A 23,784-nucleotide genomic window follows, 5' to 3' on the forward strand; every position below is an offset into this window, starting at 1 on the left:
GAAAAGAAGTTAGAGAGCTCAGAACTCGAGCTCGTCCTCATCTTTGTAGAGCTGTCTTCTGGCGTTCTCCAGCATTATCTTCTGCTCTTCTCTTGCCACTACTTTCCTTATGAGCTCAACAGCATCTGGGTTTGCTGAGATGCTGTCAATGCCGAGTCTAACGAGTATTCTTGCCATCTTTGGATCACTTCCAGCTTGTCCACAGATGCTTGTCTCGACGCCATACTTCTTGGCGACCTTAATGACGTGCTTGATGAGCTTGAGCACTGCTGGGTGCTTCTCGTCGTAGAGCTTGAAGACTCTCTCGTTGTCTCTGTCGATTGCAAGTGTGTACTGGGTGAGATCGTTTGTACCGAAGCTTACGAAGTCGAGGCCTTCCTTACAGAGGTCCTCTATAATCAGTGCTGATGCTGGTGTTTCGATCATGACACCAAATTCGACATCCTTGTGTGGTTCAAGGCCTACTTCTCTTGCGATTCTCTTTGCTTCTCTGAGCTGCTCGACGTGGCTGACGAGTGGGAGCATGACACCAATGTTGTCGTAGCCCTCATCAACAAGCCTCTTGATAGCCTTGAACTCAGCCCTGAGGAGCTCTGGTTGGTCAAGACCTCTTCTAATTCCTCTCCATCCGAGCATTGGGTTTCTCTCTTCTGGCTCGTCTTCTCCACCTGGGAGTTCTCTGAACTCGTTAGTTGGGGCATCGAGGGTTCTGTACCAAACCCTTCTTGGATAGAATGCCTCTACGACCTTTCTGATGCCCTCAACAAGCTTCTCAACGAGCTCATCTTCCTTACCCTCTTTGATGAACTTAACTGGGTGAACTCCGATACCAAGGATCATGTGCTCTGCTCTAAGGAGTCCAACACCATCAGCGCCGGTTGCAGCGGCCCTTTCTGCAACTTCTGGCATTGAAACGTTTACTTTAACTTCTGTGGCTGTGACAAGTGGAGCTCCTGCAACTACAACCTGCCCTCCAGCGCCAGCTACTTTCTCTTCTTCTTTCTTTCCAACAAGGCTCTTGACTATGCCCTCGTATACTACACCTCTTGTACCGTCAACTGTTACGAGCATTCCGTCCTTGAGAACCTTTGTAGCGTTCTTTGTACCAACAACGGCTGGGATTCCAAGCTCTCTTGAGACGATAGCAGCGTGGCAGGTTCTTCCACCTTCATCTGTAACGATAGCAGCGGCTCTCTTCATTGCTGGAACCATATCTGGGTTGGTCATTGTGGTAACGAGGACGTCTCCTTCCTTGACCTTGTCAATCTCGCTTGCGTCGAAGATAACGACGACTCTACCAGCACCAACACCTGGTGATGCACCAAGTCCCTTGAGGAGAACCTTCATCTCTTCGGTCATCTCGGCTTCCTCCGCCTTGACCTCGTCTTTCAAGGTTGTGATTGGTCTGCTCTGGACGATGTAGAGCTTGCCATCGTCCTTATCGTAAGCCCACTCAATGTCCTGTGGCCATCCGTAGTGCTCCTCAATCTTAGCACCCATCTTTGCGACTTCAACTATCTGCTCATCTGTGAGAACCTGCTTCTCAACCCACTCTGGGCCGAGGTACTCAGCAACTGGGACTTTAACTGTTCCCTTACCTGTCTCTGGGTTTCTAACAATCATTATTTCTTTCTTAGCAATGATCTTCTCCTTAATCTTCCAGGTGCCCTTCTCAACAATGTACTCGTCTGGGGTTACGGCACCGCTAACAACAGCCTCGCCAAGTCCCCATGCAGCGTTAATCATTATCTCGCTTCTATCGTTTGTGACTGGGTTTGCAGTGAACATAACACCGCTTGTCTCGCTGTTAACCATCTTTTGAACAACAGCGCTCAGGTAAACCTTTGAGTGGTCAAATCCTTGCTTTGCTCTGTAGAATGTTGCTCTTGCAGTCCAAAGTGAAGCCCAGCATCTCTTTACCTTGTCCTTAACATCATCTGCACCAAGAACATCCAAGTAGGTCTCTTGCTGTCCAGCGAATGATGCCTCCGGAAGGTCTTCAGCTGTAGCGGAGCTTCTAACAGCAACATAAACCTCGTCTTTACCAAATCTCTGGCTGAGCTCCTTATAAGCTTGTTCGATTTCCTTGGCAATTTCCTCAGGCATTTCAAGGGAAATTATCTTTTCCCTAATCTTAGCGGTGTTCTCCTGGAGCTGCTTGCTGTCATCAACATTGGTTTTGCTTATAATATCCATAATCCACTCCTGGAGAGTCCTTCCGTCTTCAACTTTAACGTTTTCAACAAAGTATTTGTATGCTTCAGCTGTAACACAGAACCCCGGTGGGACTGGGATTCCAGCTTTTGTCAGTTCTCCAAGGTTTGCACCCTTTCCGCCCACAAGTGGGACGTCTTCTTTGCCCAATTCTTCAAACCATTTTATGAATCTGTACGCCATCTCGACCCCTCCTTTTAGAATAACCGTGGGTGATATAGAGAGAGCCTATTTAAAATTAACTGTCCAAAAATGGCTTTTGAGCCCATAAAATAAAACATCATAAGGCTAAAAAATTAAAAGTTCTGCGAGGCTAGAATCTCATTGAGGGTTTCAACAGCGTTCTCAATCCCATACGCATATTTTAAAGCCCTAAAAATATCCAATGTGGCTTGGAGAGGCCGGGGTTCCCTCTACCAGATAACCGAATCAACGATTAAAGGGTTAATTCTTCCCTTAAAATTGTGGTTTTGTGGATTAGTATTTGGTTGGTTTGTTCATTGAGATTGGTGATATTGTTGTTTACTTCAAAGGAAACTTGGGGAAAGGTCTTGAAGTTGTTTGTGGGAACTCTCACAAGATTTCGAGGGATAAGCCTGTTAAAATTTACCCCTAACTTGCCCGTCAATATGCCTAATGTGGTTGAATGCTTGATCTCCTGGCTAGTTAGCACAAGTTTTTTATAGATTTCAAGTCCAAAAAGCCCTTGGTGATGAGCATGGAGAATAAAAACGTCTTTGCGCTAATAGTTGTAATTGCTTTCCTTGGCTTTGTGGTTAATTACTACACCGACCACTATCGAGGCGGAGAAATCTACGAAGCCGCGAATAGAGGCTTTACTTTACTCACACAAGGATTTAACGTTACTGTTTTTGTGGAAACTGTGGATGGAAAAACTTTAGAGGGCGAGCTTTTTTCGGTTAGCGGCTCAACAATTTACATCATCAAGGATGGAAAGACGCTTGCTATAGGGGGACCATCCGCCACAAAGGAGGATATAAGGGCAAAGCATATTGAGATTAAAGCAAAGGGAAGTGTTTACGTTTATGAGCTCCCTCCCAGGAGCGGCAAGTGCAGTGAAGTCATTGAGCAACTCAAGGTGGACGCCTACTCCGAGCGCTTTTCGGGGATAATATTCGTAAAGGGCCTTACTGACCCCATAGAGATAGGAAAGCTCAAATACAACGTGGATTACCTCACTTATGGTTCCATTGATGTAAAGCAGTCCCTCCAAGATGGCGTGATTTTGACGGCAGGAATGGTGCCAATTGAGATGCTGGAGAAGTACATTGGAGATAAGGAAGTTTACATGTACGGGACGCTCTACGTGAACTCAGAGGAGCGCAATTTGCCCCTCAGGGTGCTAGGGGTGAAGACCCTATGAGGCTGAAGCTCCCTCTTGTAATTCCCATCCTCTTCATGACGTTTATAGCTTTAGGCACCGCTTCATACAAGACGCTCCTAGTAGGCACCCTTTTCGCGATGGCTTTTTCGTACGGGATTTTTAAAGGCGAAGAGACGCCTTGGAAAGAGAAAGAGTTCAAAGTCATAAAGGAAGAACACTTAGTTTGGGCTTTTTTAATATCGCTGCTTTTGATCGCGCTCCAGATATTTATGATTAAGAAGGTACCCCTCTTGGATTCGTCAGCTAGGCACCTATTAAATCCCCACCTAACAGCTTTAACATACTTTTTAGGTGTTCCCTCAAGCGTATATCTTTTTTCAAAAGGGAAGAAATATTCGCTCGTTTACCCATTTCTCGTAGCATTATATGGGTATAGAACTCCTGTTTTAGTGAGCTTTTTAGCGTTTGCAGTCGCTTATTTTGATGGGAAAGACATCGAATTAAAGCACTTAGCAGGCTTCTCGCTCCTAATTTTGGCTGGGCTTGTAGGGATTGCTCTCGCGAGGGGAGAAGCATTAGGCACGCAACTCGTTAGGGTTCAAGCGACGACTTCTGTTTTAGATGTCATAATCGATAGGACTCCTTGGCACGGTTTTTATCACGGTTATCTCCAGTGGACGGGAATTAGATCATACCTCCTGGGTGGTTATTCACCAAGGGTCCTAGTGGCACGCTTTTTGCACATGACGACGGGTGTTTCAATAACACCAACACTTTTGGGGGGTATGTACTTGGATTTTGGAGTTTTCTCAATCATTGAAGGCTTTTTGCTCGGAGTGTATTACGGCATGATAAGCAAGGCTAAGAGTCTTCTTTTGAAAGTGATTTACTACACTACTCTCGCCTACGGCATCGTAGGTGTTGAGACGGGAATTTTGGATTTACCAGTTTATTTGTTCTTCTTCGTAGGCTTCTACGCCTTGATAAGGGGTAAATACGCCGTAAGGGTGATGAAAGTTGAAGAGTGATAGAATCTTTGCACTCTTTTTAGCCACCTACCTCTCGCTTGCACTACTCGGAAAGTTCGCGTTTAAGAGTTATCTCGGCGAGCTTAACTTAAGTGCCCTCCTCTATGCCTTGACGTTTTCTTTGACGCTATTCTTGGGGTATAACAGTGAAAAGAGGTTTAACCTTCCATTTGAGCGGGCTTATGTTTACCTCATACTTAGCATTTTAGTCAGTTCAGCGGCGGGAATTTTGGGGGTTGTGGCTGTTTTGACCGTTCTCTTTGGCGGGATGCTTATTCTAAGAAGAAGCGTGGATGGGTACTATAAACACGCTTACTACGCCGGAATAGCTTTGGTGGTGATCCTTCCCCTCTTGGCGATGTGTAAAGGCGTAATCCCCATTCTAAACCCCCAAACGAGGTACAGTGATTTAAAAGACCTATACTTGGCATCTGCCCTTTTTGCTTCTTTCCTCCTTGCATATAAGCCGAGCCTCATTGTTTTCCTCGTGGGGGAAGCTTTTGCAGTAGTTTCAACTTTTAGGAGCAATGCGCTCATAATTTTTTTAGCCTACTTGTTTAGGGCTGAGAAAAAGGAGCTCAAACGGCTTTTAATAATTGGCGTCCCTTTGGTGGGTTTGGCGTTCTTAGCGCGCTTCTACGCAACGAAGAGTGTGTACTCCATTTGGAAGCTCGGCTTTGCTCAAAGTTTGGTTTATAGGGCTGGTTTCTCGTACATGGTTTACGAAAAGCTCTTCTCATTAGGCATGCCTGTTGGGAAGTTCGGACTTCTCCTCAACCCGAATGCGAGAGAATACGTCGCGGCCCTTTTTGGCAAGGCAAACAATTACACTTATACAATTTTTGGGCAGCCGGCTTATGATTTGGGTATTTTTGGGCTTTTTGAAGCTTTCCTCATGGGAGTAGCATTGAGAGACTCTGAGAGGTTGCCCGCGTTTAAAGCCCTCAGTTTGACTTTTTTAATCTTGGCAATTGAGAATGGTTTTGACGCTTTAAACTTTGGGATTTTAATGGTTTCAGCCTACTTTGCCTTATTTCTTAGTAAAGACATTGCCACTATTGGAGGGATAGAAAATGCATGTTAATAAAGTGAAGAGGGTTGTTGGGAGCAATTTGGTTTTAGTTTGCATATTTCTAGTGGCTTTGAGTCTAAGCTTACTTTTTCAGCCTCCTAAGTTGAGTATAACCTACGATGAGGCTCTCTACATGATCATTGCAAGAAACCTCGCAAAGGATGTCTCGAGCTTTACATATCAAGGAGCATATATGATGTACCGCCCTCCTCTATACCCCTACACCCTCTCAATTTTTTATCGCCTTTTTAGCTATGATCATCACCTGAGAATAGCGAGAGTAATTTCTGCAATTTTCTACGCACTAACCGCCACGTTAGTATACCTCTTCACAGTAGGGCTTTTCAAGGATCAGAAGAAAGGTGTTGCTGCAAGTATCTTCTACATTCTAAACCCCTTAAGCTTCACAATGTCAAATAGGGCCCTAGTCCACAGCGAGTTTTCCTTTTTCTACACTTTAGCAGTTTTTTTATTATACAAGGGATATAGGGACAGAAACAATAAAACAATTTATGCATCCTTCGTATCAGCAGGTTTGGCAGTTTTAACACGTTATACGGGACTTTCCATAATTGGAGTTTTTGTAGCATATCTATACTTAATCTCCCACTGGAACTGGCTCAGGAAGAGAGAAACTTACATAGGATTTGCACTCTTTGCCTTAACTCTAGCACCTTGGCTGTATTTAGCTCACACTCGTTATGATGGTGCTCTTAAACCATTCTCAGTTGCAATGGCGGTTGTTACAAAAGATACACCAGTTTCAACATTCAGGTACCTTAGTGAAGTTTTGGAAATCTTAGGAGTTCCAATCATAATATTAACCCTCTTAGGATTTGGAAGTCTTAAAAAAGACGATATTGGGTGGTTGACAATCAGCTGGGGAATTGTTGGCATCTTTGGGATATTAACCGTCACGCACAAAGAGCCAAGATTTCTGACTTTTCTAATGCCTCTAGTGGGAATCCTTTGTGCACAAGGTGTTTTCTCGGTGAGTGAGTTATTTTTCAAGCACGTTTCATTTTTAAACCGATTCAAAATGGTGTTTTTAGTTCTAATTATTGGAATTGGTCTTGTATCATCTATCCATCATTTGCTTCAATATAAGCAAACTTGGGACATTCAATACCTTGAAGAGGGGAAGGCTTTTCAATATGCTAGTGAGAACTTCAATCCGAGGTTTATTGGAGTAAGCCCTAGACTTTACACTCTGGCTGGTTATTACTTCCCTAACTCCAGAGTTTATCCCTTGCTCTTGACAGATTACATAAAAACTAGCGTTAAGAATGGGAGGTTTGACTTGATAGTGTGGCAGTGTAGAAACAGTATAATAAAAGATATAGAGGAATCCCACAAATACAAACTCGTCAATGAATTCAATGATGGAAAAATAAAGATTTTTGTCAAGATAACTGTGGCATCACCTCCTGAAGCCACTCAGTCAAATTACCAAGAGATTACGAAAACAAATTGACGTTCAGACAAGCCTTAATCGGACTACCAGTTTTCTTATTTGTTGTCTTCTTAAGTGGAAATCTTGAAGCCCTTTTGGTCAGAATGGGATTTACATTCTTGATTTTCCACAACATAGTTTCAGTCTCTCTCCCATTTGGCTTTTTCCACGGCAAATTGTTACTCCACAGCGACCCAAGGTGGAGAGTTGCATTTATGTTTACCCTTAATGGTAGGTACACTTACTTCCTCTTCGGCCAGCCAATAGCGGATTTTGGAATCCTTGGGGTAGTTGAGGCGTATCTATTTGGAAGTTTGCTTAGATTATCAGAAACTGACAAAAAAACCGCAAGTGTTGTTTTGGCGACGTTAATATATGCCCTTGAGAGCGGAGTGGATGCCTTTATTCTTTCCATGTTGTTGCTTTTTGGCGGGGTTTATTCAAAGTACGCATCGAAAGGCTAAAATACAAATTTGAACTTAGTCACATCGGTGAACTTCAATGAATCCTCTTAAAGAAGCCCTCAAAATTAAAGACCAGATAATTGCCTGGCGCAGGGATTTTCACATGTATCCCGAGCTCGGCTATGAAGAGGAAAGAACCTCAAAAATTGTTGAGGAACACTTGAGAGAGTGGGGATACATAATTAAGCGCGTCGGAACTGGAATAATAGCGGATATTGGCAAAGGAGAAAATACTATAGCTTTGAGGGCTGATATGGATGCTTTGCCTGTTCAGGAAGAGACTGACACTCCCTATAAGTCCAGAATTCCGGGAAAAATGCACGCTTGCGGTCACGATGCTCACACAGCAATGCTCCTCGGAGCAGCGAAAATAATAGCTGAGCACAAAGATGAGCTTCCCAACAGAGTAAGGCTAATCTTTCAGCCAGCAGAAGAGGGAGGAAACGGAGCTCTGAAAATGATAGAAGGAGGAGCTTTAGAAGGCGTTAACGCCATCTTTGGCCTCCACGTATGGATGGAGCTGCCGAGCGGTGTTGTTGGTATAAGAGAAGGCCCCTTCATGGCAGGAGTTGGGAGATTTGACATCGAAATAGTTGGAAAAGGCGGACATGGAGCTTCGCCACATGAAACCATCGACCCGATTCCAATAGCGGCCCAAGCTGTTTTAGCTTTCCAGACAATCATAAGCAGGAACCTTAATCCCCTGGAGAGCGGGGTTGTGAGCGTGGGCTCAATAAAAGCCGGAGAAGCCTTTAACGTGATTCCAGAAAGGGTTTATATGAACGGAACTTACAGGTTCTTCACGCCAGAAACAAAAAGCCTTGTTGAAAAAAGAATTGAAGAGATTTTAAAGGGCACAACATTAGCCAACAATGCCTCGTATAAGCTCAAAATAGAGGAAGTTGGTCCACCAACAATAAACAACCCACAAATGGCCTCTCTCGCCAAGAGAGTTGCCCAAAATCTGGAATTGAAAGTGGAAGAAGTTCCAAAGACCATGGGGGCTGAAGACTTTGCATTCTATCTCCAAAAAGTACCGGGAGCATTTATAGCCCTGGGTATCAGAAACGAGGAAAAGAGAATAATTTATCCACATCACCATCCAAAGTTCGATGTTGATGAAGATGTTCTTCACTTGGGAACTGCGTTGGAAGTGGGATTAGCTTTTGAAAGAATTTGATTGAATTATTCTTCATCTTTTGTATAATATCCAATGCCTACTGAAATTTATGCATAAGTTTTGACTTCTTGCTAGTGATACCCCATTAACAAACTTATATCATTGTAGAACAACTAAAACAGCTTGAGGTCATCTTCATACAGTAATGCCGAAATGCTTATATTGATGGACATTATAATCATTTAATGAATTAGTCTTATGGGGGGGAGTCGATGAATAAAAAGACCCTAAGTGTTTTTGTAATGCTCTTAATGGTACTTTCAGTAGTACCAGTAACCTTACCAGTGGTAGTAGCAACTACTGCCTCAATGCAACAAATTGAGAATTCCCAACAAACTACCGCAGAGAGTCCCAACAATTTCATACCTGGAGAAGTTCTCCAGAAAGAAATTCAGAGAATACTGAAAAGCGACGAGAAGATTGTACGCCTGATAGTTGCTCCAGACAAGGAACATGCTAGGAATGTTTTTAATGCTCTCAAAAGCCTTGGAAAGATCGATCCCATCAGCAAACCAGAATTTCAGTTTATAGTCGTTGAAATGCCAATTTCAAACGTTGAGAAGCTTGCTAATATCCCTGGAATACTTCACGTCTGGAAGGACAGGACTGTCAAGCTTCTGGAACCAGTCGCACTTGAGCCGGGAATAGAGAATGTAAAGCCCACTGTTGAGGAACCTAAGCTTCCTGATATGTTCATGAGCATCTTCACGATTCGTGCCTACGACACGTGGATTAACTACGGCGTCCTTGGAGACAATGTCACCGTTGCCGTTCTTGACACAGGTGTTGACGTTGCACATCCGTTCCTTCAGGTCACTTTCGACGGAAGGCCAAAGATTATCGACATATACGACGCGAGCGATGAGGGAATAGCCCAGCTGTTTTATGTTACCAACACCACCCAAAACGGCACAATAGTTGTCAATAAAAACGTTACCCTGTATATGGGTTACTACTCTGACCTCTACTACGATCACCCCTCAAAATACAAAACTTACACTCTTACAACTTATATTGTAGGAAGCATTCAGGGTGACAAGTACTATGTGGGCGCTCTTCCCGAGAGGTACTTTGACATCAACTTTGATGGAGACAAAAAGGAAGTTTACCCTGTCCTCATCGTCAATCAGAGCGGAAACTTCATTGCCTACATAGACTACAACCTCAACAACAACTTCACCGACGACCAGCCCATAGGACTGTTCACAGAGACCGGTGACTACTTCCAGACTCCAGACACTCTCGTGAGCATAGCCCTCGCAAGGGTTCACATTGGCGACATGGATAACCCCGAAAACTATCCGTACATCGTCCCCTATGGAGACGGTATAGGCTACGCCATGTTCATGTGGGATGCCCACGGTCACGGAACCCACGTCAGCGGTACCGTTGCCGGTGTTGGTCAGCCTGATGATCCAATGTTCAGTGGAGTCTACGGTGTCGCTCCAAACGCCCAGCTCATCGAGGTTAAGGTTCTCCCCGGTGAGGTGGGATTTGGTAGAACCAGCTGGATCATCAACGGAATGTTCTACGCAGCTCTCAAAGGTGCCGACGTCATCAGCATGTCCCTTGGCGGTGGAGGGGAGATAAACGACGGCATAGAGAATCCCGAGAACTTCTATGCTAACATGATAACCGACTTGTTTGGAGTCGTTTTTGCAATAGCCGCTGGAAACGAAGGGCCATCAACCAACACCGTTCACTCACCCGGTACGAGCGACCTCGTCATAACGGTCGGTAACTACGTGGGCAACGAGAGGGAGGCCTACTGGTACAGAGTTGACTTGGGTATCATGAGTGGACCTTCAATGAGCTCAAGCAGGGGACCAAGGGACGACGGTATGCTCGATCCGGATGTCATGGCCCCCGGTACGGACATATTCTCAAGCCTGCCGATGTGGTACACTGTGCTCTATGAAAACCCGTACAGGTACTACGGAATCTGGAGCGGTACCTCGATGGCCACCCCGCACGTCAGCGGTGCAGTTGCCCTCATGATAAGCTACGCCAAGGCCCAAGGACTTAGGTACGACCCGTTCATGATAAAGCGCGCCCTCGAGCTCAGCGCAAAGCCCACCAACCAGACGCTCATCGACCAGGGCTTCGGCCTTATACAGGTTGACAAGGCCATTGAGAAGCTTGAGGAGCTCAGCCAGGAGCCGACCACCTACATCTACGGCGGAACCACATTCACCAGCTTCAAGAACCCGATTGAAGCTCCACTTATTCCGATATCACCGGCTTACATTGACTTCAATGGTTACTTCCAGAACATGTTTGGATTACCGTACCTATACCGCGGTGTTTACATTAGGAACGAGTATCCTGCGAGCGTCCCAATATACTTCTATCCGATGGACTATATCCCGGGATGGGGGCTTAACTACACTGCCACGGAGAAGAAGTACACCATAAGCGCAAACGTTGACTGGATCATCCCGAACACTACCGAAGTCGTTGCAGGAAACACTACCTTTGGCAAGTTCTCAATTAACATCGACTACTCCAAGCTCCAGAAGACCGGAACCTACGTTGGGCTCATCTATATTGATGATCCCGACACCAGTTACATCGATGGCTACGTCCCTGTTACTGTTGACATCCCAATGAATTCGAACGGCGAGACCCACATCAAGTTCTCAGACACTGAGAAGCCAGGAGAGGCCAAACACTACTTCGTGAAAGTCCCGAGAGGAACCAAAGAGCTCCGTGTCACACTTCGCGTGCCAGCTGACGAAAACGGAATGCCTATGGGTAGAACCAAACTCGTCATAGCAAGACCCCTTGGCGGCGTTGAGTATGACGGCGTTCCGGATTACTACTACGTTGGAGCCAACCCCTCTGGATACCTTTACAACTACACCTGGGTAGTTGAAAACCCGGTCGAGGGCACCTGGGAGATAACAGCTTACTCAAGCACGTTCACCAAGTACTACAGTGGCTACTCTGAGTCCCACTATGAAATAGAGGTCGAGCTCGCCTCGGTCTCGATATCGCCGCAGCTCATAAAGAAGGACGTCGGTTCGCCTTCACTAGTTGACGTGAGCGCTGTGGTCACCAACAACTACGGAACCTTCAACGCGAGTGCCGTTGGCTACGGTGTTGGCAGGCTCGATGAGGCCTATGCATTCGTAAGCGAAGTTAATCAGAGTGACTGGGATGTAATCGAACTAGTTTATGTCGACCCAACCACGTACTTCATAAGGTTCGGCATCACCCAACCAGAAGACCCCAACGCAGACCTTGACCTGTACGTCTACTACTTCCCAACCTACGACGACTATCTCAACTTCGAGAACTACACTCTCTACGATGAACAGATTGGCCCAACCAGCGATGAGGTCTTCGAGCAGTTTATGCCAGCTCCAGGCTACTATCTTATAATGGTCTATGGATACGATACAGTTGGCTACAACCCGATACACTACTTGTTCTACTACCAGATACTGGGAGACAACGGCGACGTAACCATCGATTCGACACCCTTCACATTCAGCCCCGGATCAAAGACGATAAACGCACAGGTTAACCTGAGCGATGAGGGAACCTACCTCGGCGTGCTTGGACTTGTTGACGCCGACACTGGAGATTCAATGGTCTACGCTCCAATGATATTCCAAGTCGGTCAGCCAGAAATGTATGTGGGGCTAATGGGAACTCCCACAATAGGAGAACCTACAACTATGACACTCAAAATACTTGATAAAGCCACACTTGAGCCTATTCAGGGAGAAGTGAAGGTATTCATAGATGGCAAAGAGTACTACGCAGTTGATGGTGAGCTCAAGTTTATATACACAGCAACCTCCCTTAATGACGCTATCTTTAACGTCAAAGTAATCAGCGACAAATACAAAGACTTTGAAGGACAGTTTAGGGTCTCCGTCAAAGAACCGTTTACTGAATTTGCAAGTGAAAGCAACATAAGTGCAGCAGTTCTCACAGGTCCCGGAGAGATTACAAACTTCCAGGCAGTTCACGGAAAAGTCTCGGTAACTGTAAGCGGAGAGACAGGCACTACATCCACAGTTAGAATAACACTACCGCTGGATGCCTACTTCATCGAAGTCCAGAGCGACCATGTGGTTAACTACTACATCGAGAAAGGAAAGTATGCACAGTACCTCTTTGTCACAGTGAAATTTGCATCAGAGGTTACTATAGAAGTAACTTACAAGACAAGCTATGACATAATGAGAACAATGTACATGACTTGGTACCTCCTCTACAACAGTTATTCCAGAAAGTTTGACGACCTATATGCAAAAGCCATAGAACTGGGAGTTGACAACGAAACACTACAAGAAGCCCTCACCTACAAAGAGCTCGCCGAAGAAAACTACAATGCAATAGCAGAGAAATTTGGCATTCCAATACAACCAAAGATACAAGCAATTCCATATATAAGAAGAGCATACATCAACATAAAAACGGCGTATGAAATTCTAAGTGAAGCCATAGAAGACCTCGAAACCTCTTGATAGTTCTCCCTTAATTTTTTAAATCCTCTTTCTATTTTTACCCTGTGATGACTCATGAAGATTTACGTGAAAGTTTACCGTGTTCAGGGAGAAGTTCTTGTAGCAGCATGTGATGAAGAGCTTTTAGGTAAAACCTTCAGAGAAGGCGAGCTCAAATTAGAGGTAAAAGAGAGATTCTACAAAGGTGAACTCAGAGAAGTTGAAGAGCTTGAGTCCCTGCTGGAAGAGGCCACAATAGCAAACCTCACCGGGGAGAGGTGCGTAAAAAAGGCCATTGAGCTGGGCTATGTAGATGAAGGGAGAGTCCTTCGCATTCAGGGAGTACCCCACGCGCAGATGGCGAAAATACTATATTGAGCTTTTTAACCACAGTGTAAAGGGTGAGAGAAATGAGCGAGAGATTTTGCTACAAGTGTGGAATCAGTGAGAGTGAGGGTGGGCCTTTGATAGAGGGTCTCTGTCAGGTGTGCTTTAGAAAAGAAAACCCCGTGCTCCTCATAGAAGATGAAATAAATACCGAACTCTGTCAAAACTGCGGGAGTTATAAAGTCAGGGGGACATGGGTTGATCCAAAAACTTACAACCTTGAAGAGCTCATCTTCGAAGTTGCGGATAATGCTCTCGTTGAGAATCTACTCCTTGATGAGAGGATTAAAGAAGTAAAGATAGTTCCCAAAGATGAACTCGAAGAAATAACAGAGTTACCAGTAGGAACTGCATATGTGAGCTTTGAGCCCGTTGACTGGCACATAGAGTACTTTCCGGCAATAATCAACTATGAAGTGGAGGTTAAAGCGAGAATCCACGAAATGCAAAAGGAACTTCACCATGAAAAGAAGATGTTAACAGTCTATGTAAGGCAAACAGTATGTCCAAGGTGCCAAAAATTCCTAGGAGGTTATTTCGAGGCAATTTTGCAGGTTAGAGCTGAAAATAGAGTCTTAACAAAAGAAGAGAAAGATGAAATCTCAAAACTAGTTGAGGAAAAAGTTGACGAAATAATGAAGCGAGACAGAATGGGCTTCATTCAGGACACCATAGAGAAAGAAGAAGGAATAGACTTCTACATGGGCTCAACGAGTGCCGCAAGAAAGCTCGCCCAAATGATACGGGACAAATACGGCGGAAGTATAAGCGAGGCATATCAGCTGGTCGGGCAGGACAGAATGACAAGCAAAGAAGTTTACAGGACGAGCGTTAGTGTTAGAATCCCGAAGTTTAAAGTAGGGGACATCGTTGAGGACAAAAAAGGCAACATATACAGGGTTGAGGGAGTTAGCGGGAAAGGCTTGTCTCTGAAAAATCTTTCCACACATGAAAACGAACACAAAGACTGGAAAACAGTAAAGCGAGATGAAATCGATACAGTGGAGCATGAGAGATTAGAGGCCATGGCAACGAGCTCGACCCCACGAGAAGTCCAGTTTATGGACATGAAAAACTATGAGACCTTTGAACTCGAAAAGCCAGAATTTGAAATAGAAGAAGGAGAAGTTTACAAACTTGTCAAGGTCAAAGGAAGATACTACATCGAAGAAAAGAAGTGAGACAAGCTTTCTTAGAATTCTATCTTTCTCTACTTGGGTGAGAGGATGAGGGTTGTAGGCGTTGATCCAGGCACGAAGAGCTTCGACATTATTGGCCTTGAAAATGGAAAGATAAAGCTCGACCTCAGCTTTCCGAGTGAGATAGTTGCGGAAGAACCTAGCAGAATCGTCAAATCAATAGAGGATTTTGAAGCAGACCTTATAGTTGGTCCTTCGGGATACGGTGTTCCCCTCAAGCATATAAGCGAACTAACCGATAGAGCCCGCTTTGAAATGACTCTTGTTAGAGAAGAAGAGATGAAGAGAATACCTGTCCTTATTGGACTGCAGAAGATGATAGATGAAATGGCAGAAAAGAATATGAACGTCTGGTTCATTCCCGGCGTTATACACCTTCCAACGGTTCCAGAGTGGAGAAAGTACAATAAAATTGATATGGGAACTGCGGATAAGATGGCCTTAACTGTTCTTGCCATTTATGACCAGGCAAAAAGGCTCGGGATTGATTACTCCAACGTCTCCTTTGTCCTCCTTGAGGTTGGCTTCGGCTACAACTATGCGGGAGCCGTTGAAGAAGGGAAAATAGTTGACGGAATTGGTGGCACAATTTTTCCGGGGCCTGCATATGTAAACAGCGGTGCTCTTGATGGAGAGGTAGCTTACTTAATGGGAAACATCAAGAAGTGGCACCTCTTCTGGGGAGGGGCAAGCATAATTGCTGCAGAAAAGATATTGCCGCCAGAGGAATTTGCAAAAAGGCTTGACGAAGAGCCCTTTGCAAAGGCTTGGGAGGCCATGAAAGATGGATTTGTTAAGGCTGTCGCCAGCGAGCTCGCAGTTGTTAGGGAAGCAAAGGAGATAATACTCTCAGGCAGGCTTATGCGCATAGATGAGCTTAGGAAGGACGTTGAAGACTTATTCGAGGAGCTTTTTGGCATTCCGGTAGTTAAACAGCGCGGCCTTGAAGGTAGGGCAAAGGAAGCCGCTCAGGGGAGCGCAATAATTGCGGACGGACTTGCTGGGGGAGAGTTTAAGGAGCTTGTGGAGCATGTTGAAATAAAGAAGAGCTACGGGAGCGTCCTTGACTACGTGAAGCTTCCCTTGAACATTTGAGTTTTCATTAACTTTTTAACCTTAGGTTTACAACCCTTTTTTGGTGATGAGTATGAAAAAGACAGTCGTTATCATAGGTGGCGGAGCTGCTGGAATGAGCACCGCATCGAGAGTGAAGAGACTAAAACCTGAATGGGATGTTAAAGTCTTTGAGGCTACTGAATGGGTAAGTCATGCTCCATGCGGTATTCCTTACGTCGTTGAGGGGATTTCTCCGAAGGAAAAGCTCATGCACTATCCGCCGGAGTTTTTTATCAAAAAGAGAGGAATCGACCTGCACCTGAATGCAGAAGTGATAGAAGTTGAGCAGGGAAGCGTGAGAGTAAGGGAGAATGGTGAAGAGAGAACCTACGAGTGGGACTACCTGGTTTTTGCAAACGGTGCCTCGCCCCAAATTCCTCCGATAGAAGGGGTAGGGCTGGAGGGAGTATTTACGGCTGACCTGCCCCCAGATGCTCTCGCAATAAGGGATTACATGGAAAACACCGATGTAAAGGACGTCGTTGTAATTGGAACCGGCTATATAGCGCTTGAGATGGCAGAGGCTTTCGTGGCTCAGGGAAAAAACGTAACACTCATCGGCAGAAGCGAGAGAGTCTTGAGAAAAACCTTTGACAAGGAGGTAACTGACATAGTGGAAGCAAAACTAAAAGAGCATTTGAACCTTCGCTTGAACGAGAAAACTCTCGCAATTGAGGGAAGAGAGAGGGCCGAGAAGGTAATTACCGACGCAGGAGAATACAAAGCCGATCTGGTTGTCATAGCCACCGGAATAAAGCCAAACACAGAACTTGCACAACAGCTGGGAGTCAAGATTGGAGAGACAGGAGCAATATGGACGAACGAAAGGATGCAGACGAGCGTTGAGAACGTTTATGCTGCGGGAGACGTTGCAGAGACAAACCATATGCTCACAGGCAAACGGGTGTGGATGCCTCTTGCTCCAGCAGGAAACAAGATGGGCTACGTGGCCGGGAGCAACATAGCAGGTGTTGATGTAACATTTCCTGGTGTTCTTGGAACGGCTATAACCAAATTCATGGACCTGGAAATTGGAAAAACCGGGCTAACAGAAGATGAGGCACTAAAAGAAGGTTACGAGGTTGAAACAGCATTCATAGAGGCAAATACAAAGCCCCATTACTACCCGGGAGCAAAGAAAATATGGCTCAAAGCCGTGGCAGACAAAGAGAGCAAAAGGCTCTTAGGATTGCAGGCAGCTGGGGCAGAAATACTCCCAAGAATAGACGCATTTGCAGTCGCTTTGCAGGCAGGATTTACGACAAAAGACCTCTTCTTTGTAGACTTAGCATATGCGCCACCCTTTGCTCCGGTCTGGGATCCGCTGATTGTTATAGCCAGAGTCTTGAAGTTCTAGCTCTTTCTTAATTTATAATTTCTGAATGCCTAAGCGTACTATTCCTGTCCACAATGGTTCACAAAGACAGGAGAAGATAGAAACTCAAAAAAAGTCCCAAAGGAAAGACAAAACAAATGAAAGATGGAAACTTCATTGCCACTTCTCCAAAAGGTAATCTTTCTCCTTTAAGAAAGTCTCTGCCCTTTCTAAAACCAGCTTTTCAGCTTCCTCCGTTGTCATGTCCCTTGTTTTTTCCACGAAGTCTGCAGTTTTTGCAAAGTAGAGCGCCACTAAAGGTTCGGCATTCTTGAGCACTCCGTTCTTATATGCCACCGCCCCATCAAAGAGAACGTGGCTCCAAAGGACGTCATCAAACTCGAACGTTTTCAAGGCTTCTGTAACCTCTTCAAACGTTTCTTTTGAGAGTGCCTTCTCTAAAATCGGCTTATTTTCCTCAAAAAGATTCCTTGCCTTTTCTTTTAACAGATCTAAGCTGACTTTAACTGGTTCCGGTTCCCTAACCTCCATCTCGCCGAAAACCGGGACAGGTTTTATCTCTCTGACGTTTCTCCAGTTATCCTCATACTTTTGCATCAGCATGAATAGAGTCCCCACGACCTGGTTGAACATTGGTCCCAGAGAAGCTGCTGGGTCCTTTGGATCGTGAATCTTAACTCCCAGAGCAGCCTGGGTAACTCTGAATCCTTCTGCTATTGCCGTGGTTGTAAGGAATATATCCACTCCAAATCTTGCTACATCGCTTTTCCAAACCTCTTCGTCACTAAGGTATGTATCTATAAGCTTTGCGCTGATTCCAAAGTCGCCTCCTATTGGCTGTCTGATATTGTATCCATAGAGAGAAGCTGTCATTGGATACGCTATGTTGTTTGTTATTGTTCCGTCATATTTGTGTCTTAAATACAGAGGGGCAACGAAATGATATCCCTCCTCAAGTGGTTTAGCTAATTTGTAAATCCACTCCGGGGTTATGCTTCTCAAGTCGCTATCAACAAACACTACCGCATCAGCACCTTCATCTTTTGCTATTTCCAGGACTTCTTTCATGGCACTGCCCTTGCCAGATATCGGCCACCTGTAGACCAAACTTCTTACTTCAACCCCTTCTGGTACTGGAGTTTTCATAACAACATCTCTCGTACCGTCACTACTTCCACCGTCCGAGTTGATAATTAATCCTCCTCCAAAATATTTCTTTAGTCCTTCTGCAGCTTGTCTAACAACGTATCCAATTGTATCAGCGTTGTTGTAACTTGGAATACCTACAATGACCTTCATCGCCCATCACCAAAATACAACCATTCATAGTGGTTTTAAAATAAAAATGCTTAAATATCTTTTGGTACGTATATACTCATGAGGGATCCCTCATGGGAAAGCTGAAAGTTGGGATAATAGGATGCGGAAATATATTTAATTTGGCCCATAAAAACGCTCTTAAAAATCTAAAAGAAGTAAAAGTCGTTGCTTGCATGGATATCAAAGAGAAAAGGGCAAAAGAATGCGCAAAAGAGTTTAATGCTAAGCCATACACAAATTTAGATGAGTTCCTTGATCTGGACTTGGATGTTGTTGAAATTCTAACTCCAACTTACACTCACGCCGAATTAGCCACAAAAGCTCTAAAAAGCGGCAAACACGTGATTGTAGAAAAACCCATAGCTCTTACAACTGAAGATGCCCAAAAAATGATAAAAACTGCAGAAAAAGAAGGACTGTGGCTTCTGGTTGGTCATACGAGAAGATTCGATAAAAGGTGGGTACAGATAAAGGAAGTAATAAAAAAGAGAAACATCGTGCCAATGCAGATAAGAAAGGCGGAAGTCCAAAGATTGCCGTTTCCAGAGACTGCATGGTACTGGAAGCCTAATAAAGGAGGAGGAGTTGCAATAGACTTAGGCGTTCACGTTACAGATTTTCTCAGGTGGTACTTCGAGAGTGAGCCTGTAAAAATCCTTGGAATCGGAAAAGCCATAAGAAAAGAGGCAAAGGTAAATGGAACATATGACCACTTTTTGATGATGATAGAGTTTGAAGGGGGTAAAACCGGATTAGCAGAGGTAAGCTGGGCTTACTCTTATCCAGCCCGCTATGGGGTCTTTTACCACCACCTAGATATCCTAGGAAAGAACGGAAGGATAAGATACACTCCCCTAGACACCCCTGTTGTTGGAGTGGTAAAGAGCCACTTTGAAATGCCACGCTTTTCACCATTGCTCTCAGCGTTCCCTGAGGCATTTGAAGCCGAACTGAGACATTTCTTCAGAGTAATAATGGGAGAAGAAGAGCCCGTGATAACTGCAAAAGACGCACTAATAGCCCTCCAAATGGCAGAGACGGCGATAGAATCAGCAAAGAGAGAAGAACCATTGGAGTTTAAGGGGGTGATAGAATGATAAATGTTGGAATAATCAGCTACGCTCACCCCCACGCACTTAGGTACGGAACAACCTTTGCCTCCAATCCCAAAGCAAGACTCTACGCGATTTCCGGTGATGGAGCAAACAGAGACGTTGCTAAGTTAGAAGCAGAAAAACTGAAGGCAAGATTTTACCAAAACTACGAGGCCCTTCTTAAAAACGATAAGGTGGATGCCGTGTACATAGCAATTGAAACCTATAGACATAAAGAGGTTGCCATAAGGGCTGCCGAAGAAGGGAAGCACATACTTTTAGAAAAGCCTATCGCTTTAACTCTCGAAGACGCCGATGAAATTATTAAAGCAGCTAAAAAAGCCGGTGTAAAGCTCATGGTTCCCTTCAATCCCCGGTTCACAATACCCCTCAGAAAGGCAAAAGAAATGATAGAGGCCGGAGAGATAGGAGAGCTCGAGTATATATATTCAATCTCGGAGTACGTTAAACCTCCAGTCTTCCTCGAAGGCCTGGATATGAGCTGGTTCTTAGACGTTAAAAAAGCAGGCGGCGGGGGGTTCATGGATACTGCACCCCACGGAATAGATTCTCTGCTCTGGCTTACAAACAGCGAACCAAAGAGCGTTTACGCAGACATTGGTTCAAAAATATATGGATTTCCAGTAGATGATATAGGAACTGCAGTGTTGAAATTCAAAAATGGTGTGGTGGCAGTTCTAAACGCTGGATGGGGCAATCCGAAGGGATACTCATATGGACTGGAAATCAAGTACTACATACTCGGAAAGGAGGGATTCCTTGACGTCAGAACTGCATATCCCGACTTTACCGTGTATCAAGACAGAGCAGAAAAGATATACTGGGAGAGAGCCGATGTTAATGGCATCGTGAACTCATTCTTAGAATCGATAATAGAAGACAAAGAGCCACCAATAACTGGAGAGCTTGCCAAAAAGAACCTAAGGATAATTCTAGCCGCTTATGAGTCTTCAAAAACTGGAAAAGTTATCAAGCTCTGAGTTTCCATTTTCACATTTTAAATACAACTACAAAAAGTGGTTTATATCACAAAATTTATATATTTTGAGTTAGCAAAATCAAACAGAATACTTCAGAGGTGATAGGCCATGAGCCGAAAAGTACATTTGGTAGGAGTTTTGGTTTTGGTTCTTTTAGGAGCAATAGTGAGTGGTTGCATTGGGGGAGACCAAACCACAACACAAACAACCACCACAGAAGAAGTCACAGTAACATGGCTTTCAACACAGTTAAACCCCCCAGAGGAGAGGGCTTTTGTACAGGAGCAATTAGTTAAAGAGTTTAAGGATCAAACGGGAATTGATGTAAACTTTGTACCTATCAGTTATGCCGATTTGGCCACAAGACTTGAGGCGGAGGAAAAAACTGGCAAGGTAACCATCGATCTGATAGCCGATCTCCACGGTGGATTGGACTTCTTCGCCTCAAAGGGATGGCTTGAAGACCTAAGCGGAAGAAAACTTGAAGGAAGAACCTTCATAAGCACCTTCGAGAAATATGCAACCATAAACGGAAAGAAAGTTTACATCCCATGGATGAGTGCCACCTATGTAATGGTTGTAAATAAGAAAGCGTTCGATTACCTGCCAGCTGGACTTACCCAAGAGGACGTCATGAAAGGGACAGAGAAGTGGACGTACGACGCTCTTCTTGAATGGGCTAAGAACTTGAAAGATGCAACAGGACAACCACAGCTCGGATTCCCAGCTGGACCAAAGGGTCTCTTGCACAGATTCCTCCACGGTTACATCTACCCAAGCTTTACCGGCTACCAGGCTAAAAACTTCGACAGCCCAGAAGCCGTAGAAATGTGGAAGTACCTTAGAGAGCTCTGGCAATATGTCAACCCAGCAAGCACAACATGGGACGCTATGGGTGAGCCGCTCCTTAGGGGAGAAGTTATGATTGCCTGGGATCACACCGCAAGAATAAAGAACGCAATAGAAACCAACCCAGATCAGTTCGCAGTAGTCCCAGTGCCAAGAGGGCCAAAGGGAAGAGGGTTCATCCTCGTAGTTGCAGGATTGGCAATTCCAAAGAATGCTCCTCACCCAGATGAAGCTTGGAAGTTAATAGACTACCTCACAAAGCCAGAAACCCAGGTGAAGATCCTCGAAAACGTTGGATTCTTCCCGACAGTCCAAGAAGCAACTGGTGCAATCCCCTCAGGTCCACTTAAAGTCATCGCAGAAGGTGTCACTGCACAATCAGCAACTCCCGATGCAGTTGTAGCCATGATTCCAAACCTCGGCGAAAAGGGAGGACAGTTCACAGACGCTTACAGAACTGCATTCCAAAGGATCGTCCTTAAAGGCGAAGACCCAGAAGCAGTAGTTAAAGAACTCGGCCCACAAGTAAAGCAGCTCTTCCAAGAGATGGGACAAGAGATTCCATGAGGGAGGTGCCATGAAGGTCAAATCCTCCTACATTCCTTATCTTTTAATTTTACCCGCATTTGCATATCTGCTGTTTTTTGTTGGATATCCCCTTGTTCAAGCCCTCTATACTGCGTTTACCCAAAATGGGCAGTTTTCTCTCGCAACTGTTAGAAAAACATTTGCCGATCCTTATTTTTGGGAGGCTTTAAAATATACCATAGCCCTTGCGGGAGTTATTGTCCCAACCCAAGTTGGGTTAGCCCTTATATTGGCCCTTGCTGTTAACAGGGCATTTAAAGGAAAGGATCTTACTATTTATGCCCTTACAATCCCGCTAACGATAAGCGACGTAGCTGCGGGTTTGATATGGTATTCCATGCTCTCCCCAAGCGGATTCTTAAATAAGCTTCTTCTGAATATTGGACTTATCCATCAGCCTATCTACTTCTTTGGGTATCAATATCGCCATATGGAGTTTCTGGCTATTGTTTTAGCCGAGCTCTGGAGGGCAACATCAATAGTTTTTGTCATAATCCTTGCCGGACTTCAGATGATAAGCAATGAGTATCTAGAGGCAGCAGAGGTCTTTGGAGCAGATTACTGGACAAGGCTGAGGAAGATAGTGATTCCCCTCTTAAAGCCAAGCATCCAGAGTGCTTTGATCATCAGAACCCTTTTCGCAATGCAGATATTCGGTATTGTATGGATTTTGGCTGGAAGAGACATCCCAATCCTGGCTGGAGAAGGTTTCTATAGGCTAACAGAGCTCAAAGAATACGACGTGGCATCAATTTACGCTCTAGTAATAGCGGGACTTTCACTGTTGCTTGGAGCACTCTATATTAAGTTCATGAAGGCTGAGTATCTGGAGGTGAGAAGATGAACCAAGAAACAAAGTTCATGCTAAAAAGGCTAGCCTTCTATGCGTTTATTTTTACTGTAGTTGCTTGGATAGTAATCCCGATAATAATCTCAACGCTTTATGGCTTTGCTCTTCCAAAAGACTATTACGATCCGAAGAAGGTCATCCCAACAAGCTTCACAATAAAATACGTCAAAACCCTTCTCTTCACGCTCGGAGCATTAGATGGAATTAAAAACAGCGTTATTGTTGCACTTATCACAATAGCAATAAGCTTCGCCTTTGGAATTCCCGCAGGTTACGCAGTTGCAAAGTTTATTTTCCCTGGAAAGGACACCATAAAACTATCAATAGTAGCCCTTAGAATGTTCCCAATACCTGTGATGGCAATTCCCCTCGTAATCCTTTACATAAAGCTCAACCTCATTGATACTCTACTGGGAGTTGCACTTGCCCACACAGCAATGGCACTTCCCTTTGTAGTCTTAATAACCTCAAGCATCTTTGCAGGTGTTTCAACCGAGCTTGAGGAAGCCGGCATGGTGTTTGGACTCACGAGGTTAGGTTCGTTCTTCAGAATTACCCTGCCCCTAGCATTACCCGGCTTAGCTGCTGCGGCTATGTTTACCTTCGTCATGTCGTGGAACGAGGTTTTTGTAGCGTCAATTTTAACCCTATCCCACAGAACTTTACCGGCTCAAATTCTGTCAATAATGGCCGGAGCGAGTGGAGGGGCAGCACCGGATTACTACAAGTTCGCAGCGGCATTCATCATGATAATACCCGCTATAACGTTCATATTCTTTGCTAGGAAGTATTTGGTAACAATGTGGGGTATAACACTGAAATGAGGTG

18 protein-coding genes are annotated in these 23,784 nt (G+C 44.7%); 16 read left to right on the forward strand and 2 right to left on the reverse strand.

The features are described from left to right. Window positions 1–18 precede the first annotated feature (18 nt). A complete protein-coding gene (gene ppsA, locus THEPK_RS07445; RefSeq protein ID WP_042700161.1) occupies window positions 19–2,397 on the reverse strand; it encodes a phosphoenolpyruvate synthase in 2,379 nt (792 codons plus the stop codon). Window positions 2,398–2,932: 535 nt separating this feature from the next. Between ppsA and THEPK_RS07450 the strand changes: the two genes are divergently transcribed. The 11 genes from THEPK_RS07450 (at window position 2,933) to cdr (ending at window position 17,275) form a co-directional block, all read left to right on the forward strand. Further along, complete coding sequence (locus THEPK_RS07450; protein ID WP_004069902.1) at window positions 2,933–3,598, forward strand: phospholipase D-like domain-containing protein; 666 nt, start codon at window positions 2,933–2,935, stop codon at window positions 3,596–3,598. Continuing rightward, window positions 3,595–4,587, forward strand: coding sequence for a hypothetical protein (locus THEPK_RS07455; protein ID WP_004069901.1), 993 nt, complete (start codon window positions 3,595–3,597; stop codon window positions 4,585–4,587). Before THEPK_RS07450 ends, THEPK_RS07455 begins: the two co-directional genes overlap by 4 nt. Continuing rightward, on the forward strand, window positions 4,577–5,671 hold the full coding sequence (locus tag THEPK_RS07460) for a hypothetical protein (protein WP_004069900.1): 1,095 nt from the start codon (window positions 4,577–4,579) through the stop codon (window positions 5,669–5,671). The genes THEPK_RS07455 and THEPK_RS07460 overlap by 11 nt, the downstream gene beginning before the upstream one ends. After that, window positions 5,661–7,133, forward strand: a complete 1,473-nt coding sequence (locus THEPK_RS07465; protein WP_004069892.1) for an ArnT family glycosyltransferase — start codon at window positions 5,661–5,663, stop codon at window positions 7,131–7,133. Before THEPK_RS07460 ends, THEPK_RS07465 begins: the two co-directional genes overlap by 11 nt. A gap of 83 nt (window positions 7,134–7,216) precedes the next feature. Beyond that, window positions 7,217–7,576, forward strand: coding sequence for a hypothetical protein (locus tag THEPK_RS07470; RefSeq protein WP_232194556.1), 360 nt, complete (start codon window positions 7,217–7,219; stop codon window positions 7,574–7,576). Window positions 7,577–7,613: 37 nt separating this feature from the next. Further along, window positions 7,614–8,756: a M20 metallopeptidase family protein gene (locus THEPK_RS07475; protein WP_042700168.1), complete on the forward strand. Its 1,143-nt coding sequence runs from the start codon at window positions 7,614–7,616 to the stop codon at window positions 8,754–8,756. A gap of 212 nt (window positions 8,757–8,968) precedes the next feature. Continuing rightward, complete coding sequence (locus THEPK_RS07480; protein WP_042700170.1) at window positions 8,969–13,237, forward strand: S8 family peptidase; 4,269 nt, start codon at window positions 8,969–8,971, stop codon at window positions 13,235–13,237. Window positions 13,238–13,291: 54 nt separating this feature from the next. Continuing rightward, window positions 13,292–13,594, forward strand: coding sequence for a DUF424 domain-containing protein (locus THEPK_RS07485; protein WP_042700172.1), 303 nt, complete (start codon window positions 13,292–13,294; stop codon window positions 13,592–13,594). Between the two features lie 32 nt (window positions 13,595–13,626). Beyond that, window positions 13,627–14,784, forward strand: coding sequence for a 60S ribosomal export protein NMD3 (locus tag THEPK_RS07490; protein ID WP_042700174.1), 1,158 nt, complete (start codon window positions 13,627–13,629; stop codon window positions 14,782–14,784). Between the two features lie 45 nt (window positions 14,785–14,829). Next, window positions 14,830–15,897: a DUF1464 family protein gene (locus tag THEPK_RS07495; protein ID WP_042700176.1), complete on the forward strand. Its 1,068-nt coding sequence runs from the start codon at window positions 14,830–14,832 to the stop codon at window positions 15,895–15,897. A 52-nt stretch (window positions 15,898–15,949) separates the two neighbouring features. Beyond that, window positions 15,950–17,275 carry a CoA-disulfide reductase gene (gene cdr / locus THEPK_RS07500; RefSeq protein WP_042700179.1) on the forward strand — a complete coding sequence of 442 codons (1,326 nt, stop codon included), beginning with the start codon at window positions 15,950–15,952 and terminating at the stop codon, window positions 17,273–17,275. A 132-nt stretch (window positions 17,276–17,407) separates the two neighbouring features. On the opposite strand, the gene THEPK_RS07505 is transcribed toward cdr, so the two are convergent. Next, window positions 17,408–18,553 carry a glycosyltransferase gene (locus THEPK_RS07505; protein WP_042700182.1) on the reverse strand — a complete coding sequence of 382 codons (1,146 nt, stop codon included), beginning with the start codon at window positions 18,551–18,553 and terminating at the stop codon, window positions 17,408–17,410. A gap of 92 nt (window positions 18,554–18,645) precedes the next feature. On the opposite strand from THEPK_RS07505, the gene THEPK_RS07510 reads away from it, so the two are divergent. From THEPK_RS07510 to THEPK_RS07530, 5 genes are all read left to right on the forward strand, one after another. Next, window positions 18,646–19,671, forward strand: a complete 1,026-nt coding sequence (locus THEPK_RS07510; RefSeq protein ID WP_042700184.1) for a Gfo/Idh/MocA family protein — start codon at window positions 18,646–18,648, stop codon at window positions 19,669–19,671. Then, window positions 19,668–20,669 (forward strand): Gfo/Idh/MocA family protein, encoded by a 1,002-nt coding sequence (locus THEPK_RS07515; protein ID WP_042700187.1) that lies wholly within the window; start codon window positions 19,668–19,670, stop codon window positions 20,667–20,669. Before THEPK_RS07510 ends, THEPK_RS07515 begins: the two co-directional genes overlap by 4 nt. Window positions 20,670–20,777: 108 nt before the next feature. Beyond that, complete coding sequence (locus THEPK_RS07520; RefSeq protein ID WP_042700189.1) at window positions 20,778–22,085, forward strand: ABC transporter substrate-binding protein; 1,308 nt, start codon at window positions 20,778–20,780, stop codon at window positions 22,083–22,085. Window positions 22,086–22,095: 10 nt separating this feature from the next. Continuing rightward, entirely contained in the window at window positions 22,096–22,950 is an 855-nt protein-coding gene (locus THEPK_RS07525) for a carbohydrate ABC transporter permease (protein WP_004068036.1), read from the forward strand. Then, window positions 22,947–23,780, forward strand: a complete 834-nt coding sequence (locus THEPK_RS07530) for a carbohydrate ABC transporter permease (RefSeq protein WP_042700192.1) — start codon at window positions 22,947–22,949, stop codon at window positions 23,778–23,780. Before THEPK_RS07525 ends, THEPK_RS07530 begins: the two co-directional genes overlap by 4 nt. The last annotated feature ends 4 nt before the right edge of the window (window positions 23,781–23,784 follow it).

The organism is Thermococcus sp. PK (assembly GCF_000430485.1).
GTDB lineage: Archaea > Methanobacteriota_B > Thermococci > Thermococcales > Thermococcaceae > Thermococcus_A > Thermococcus_A bergensis.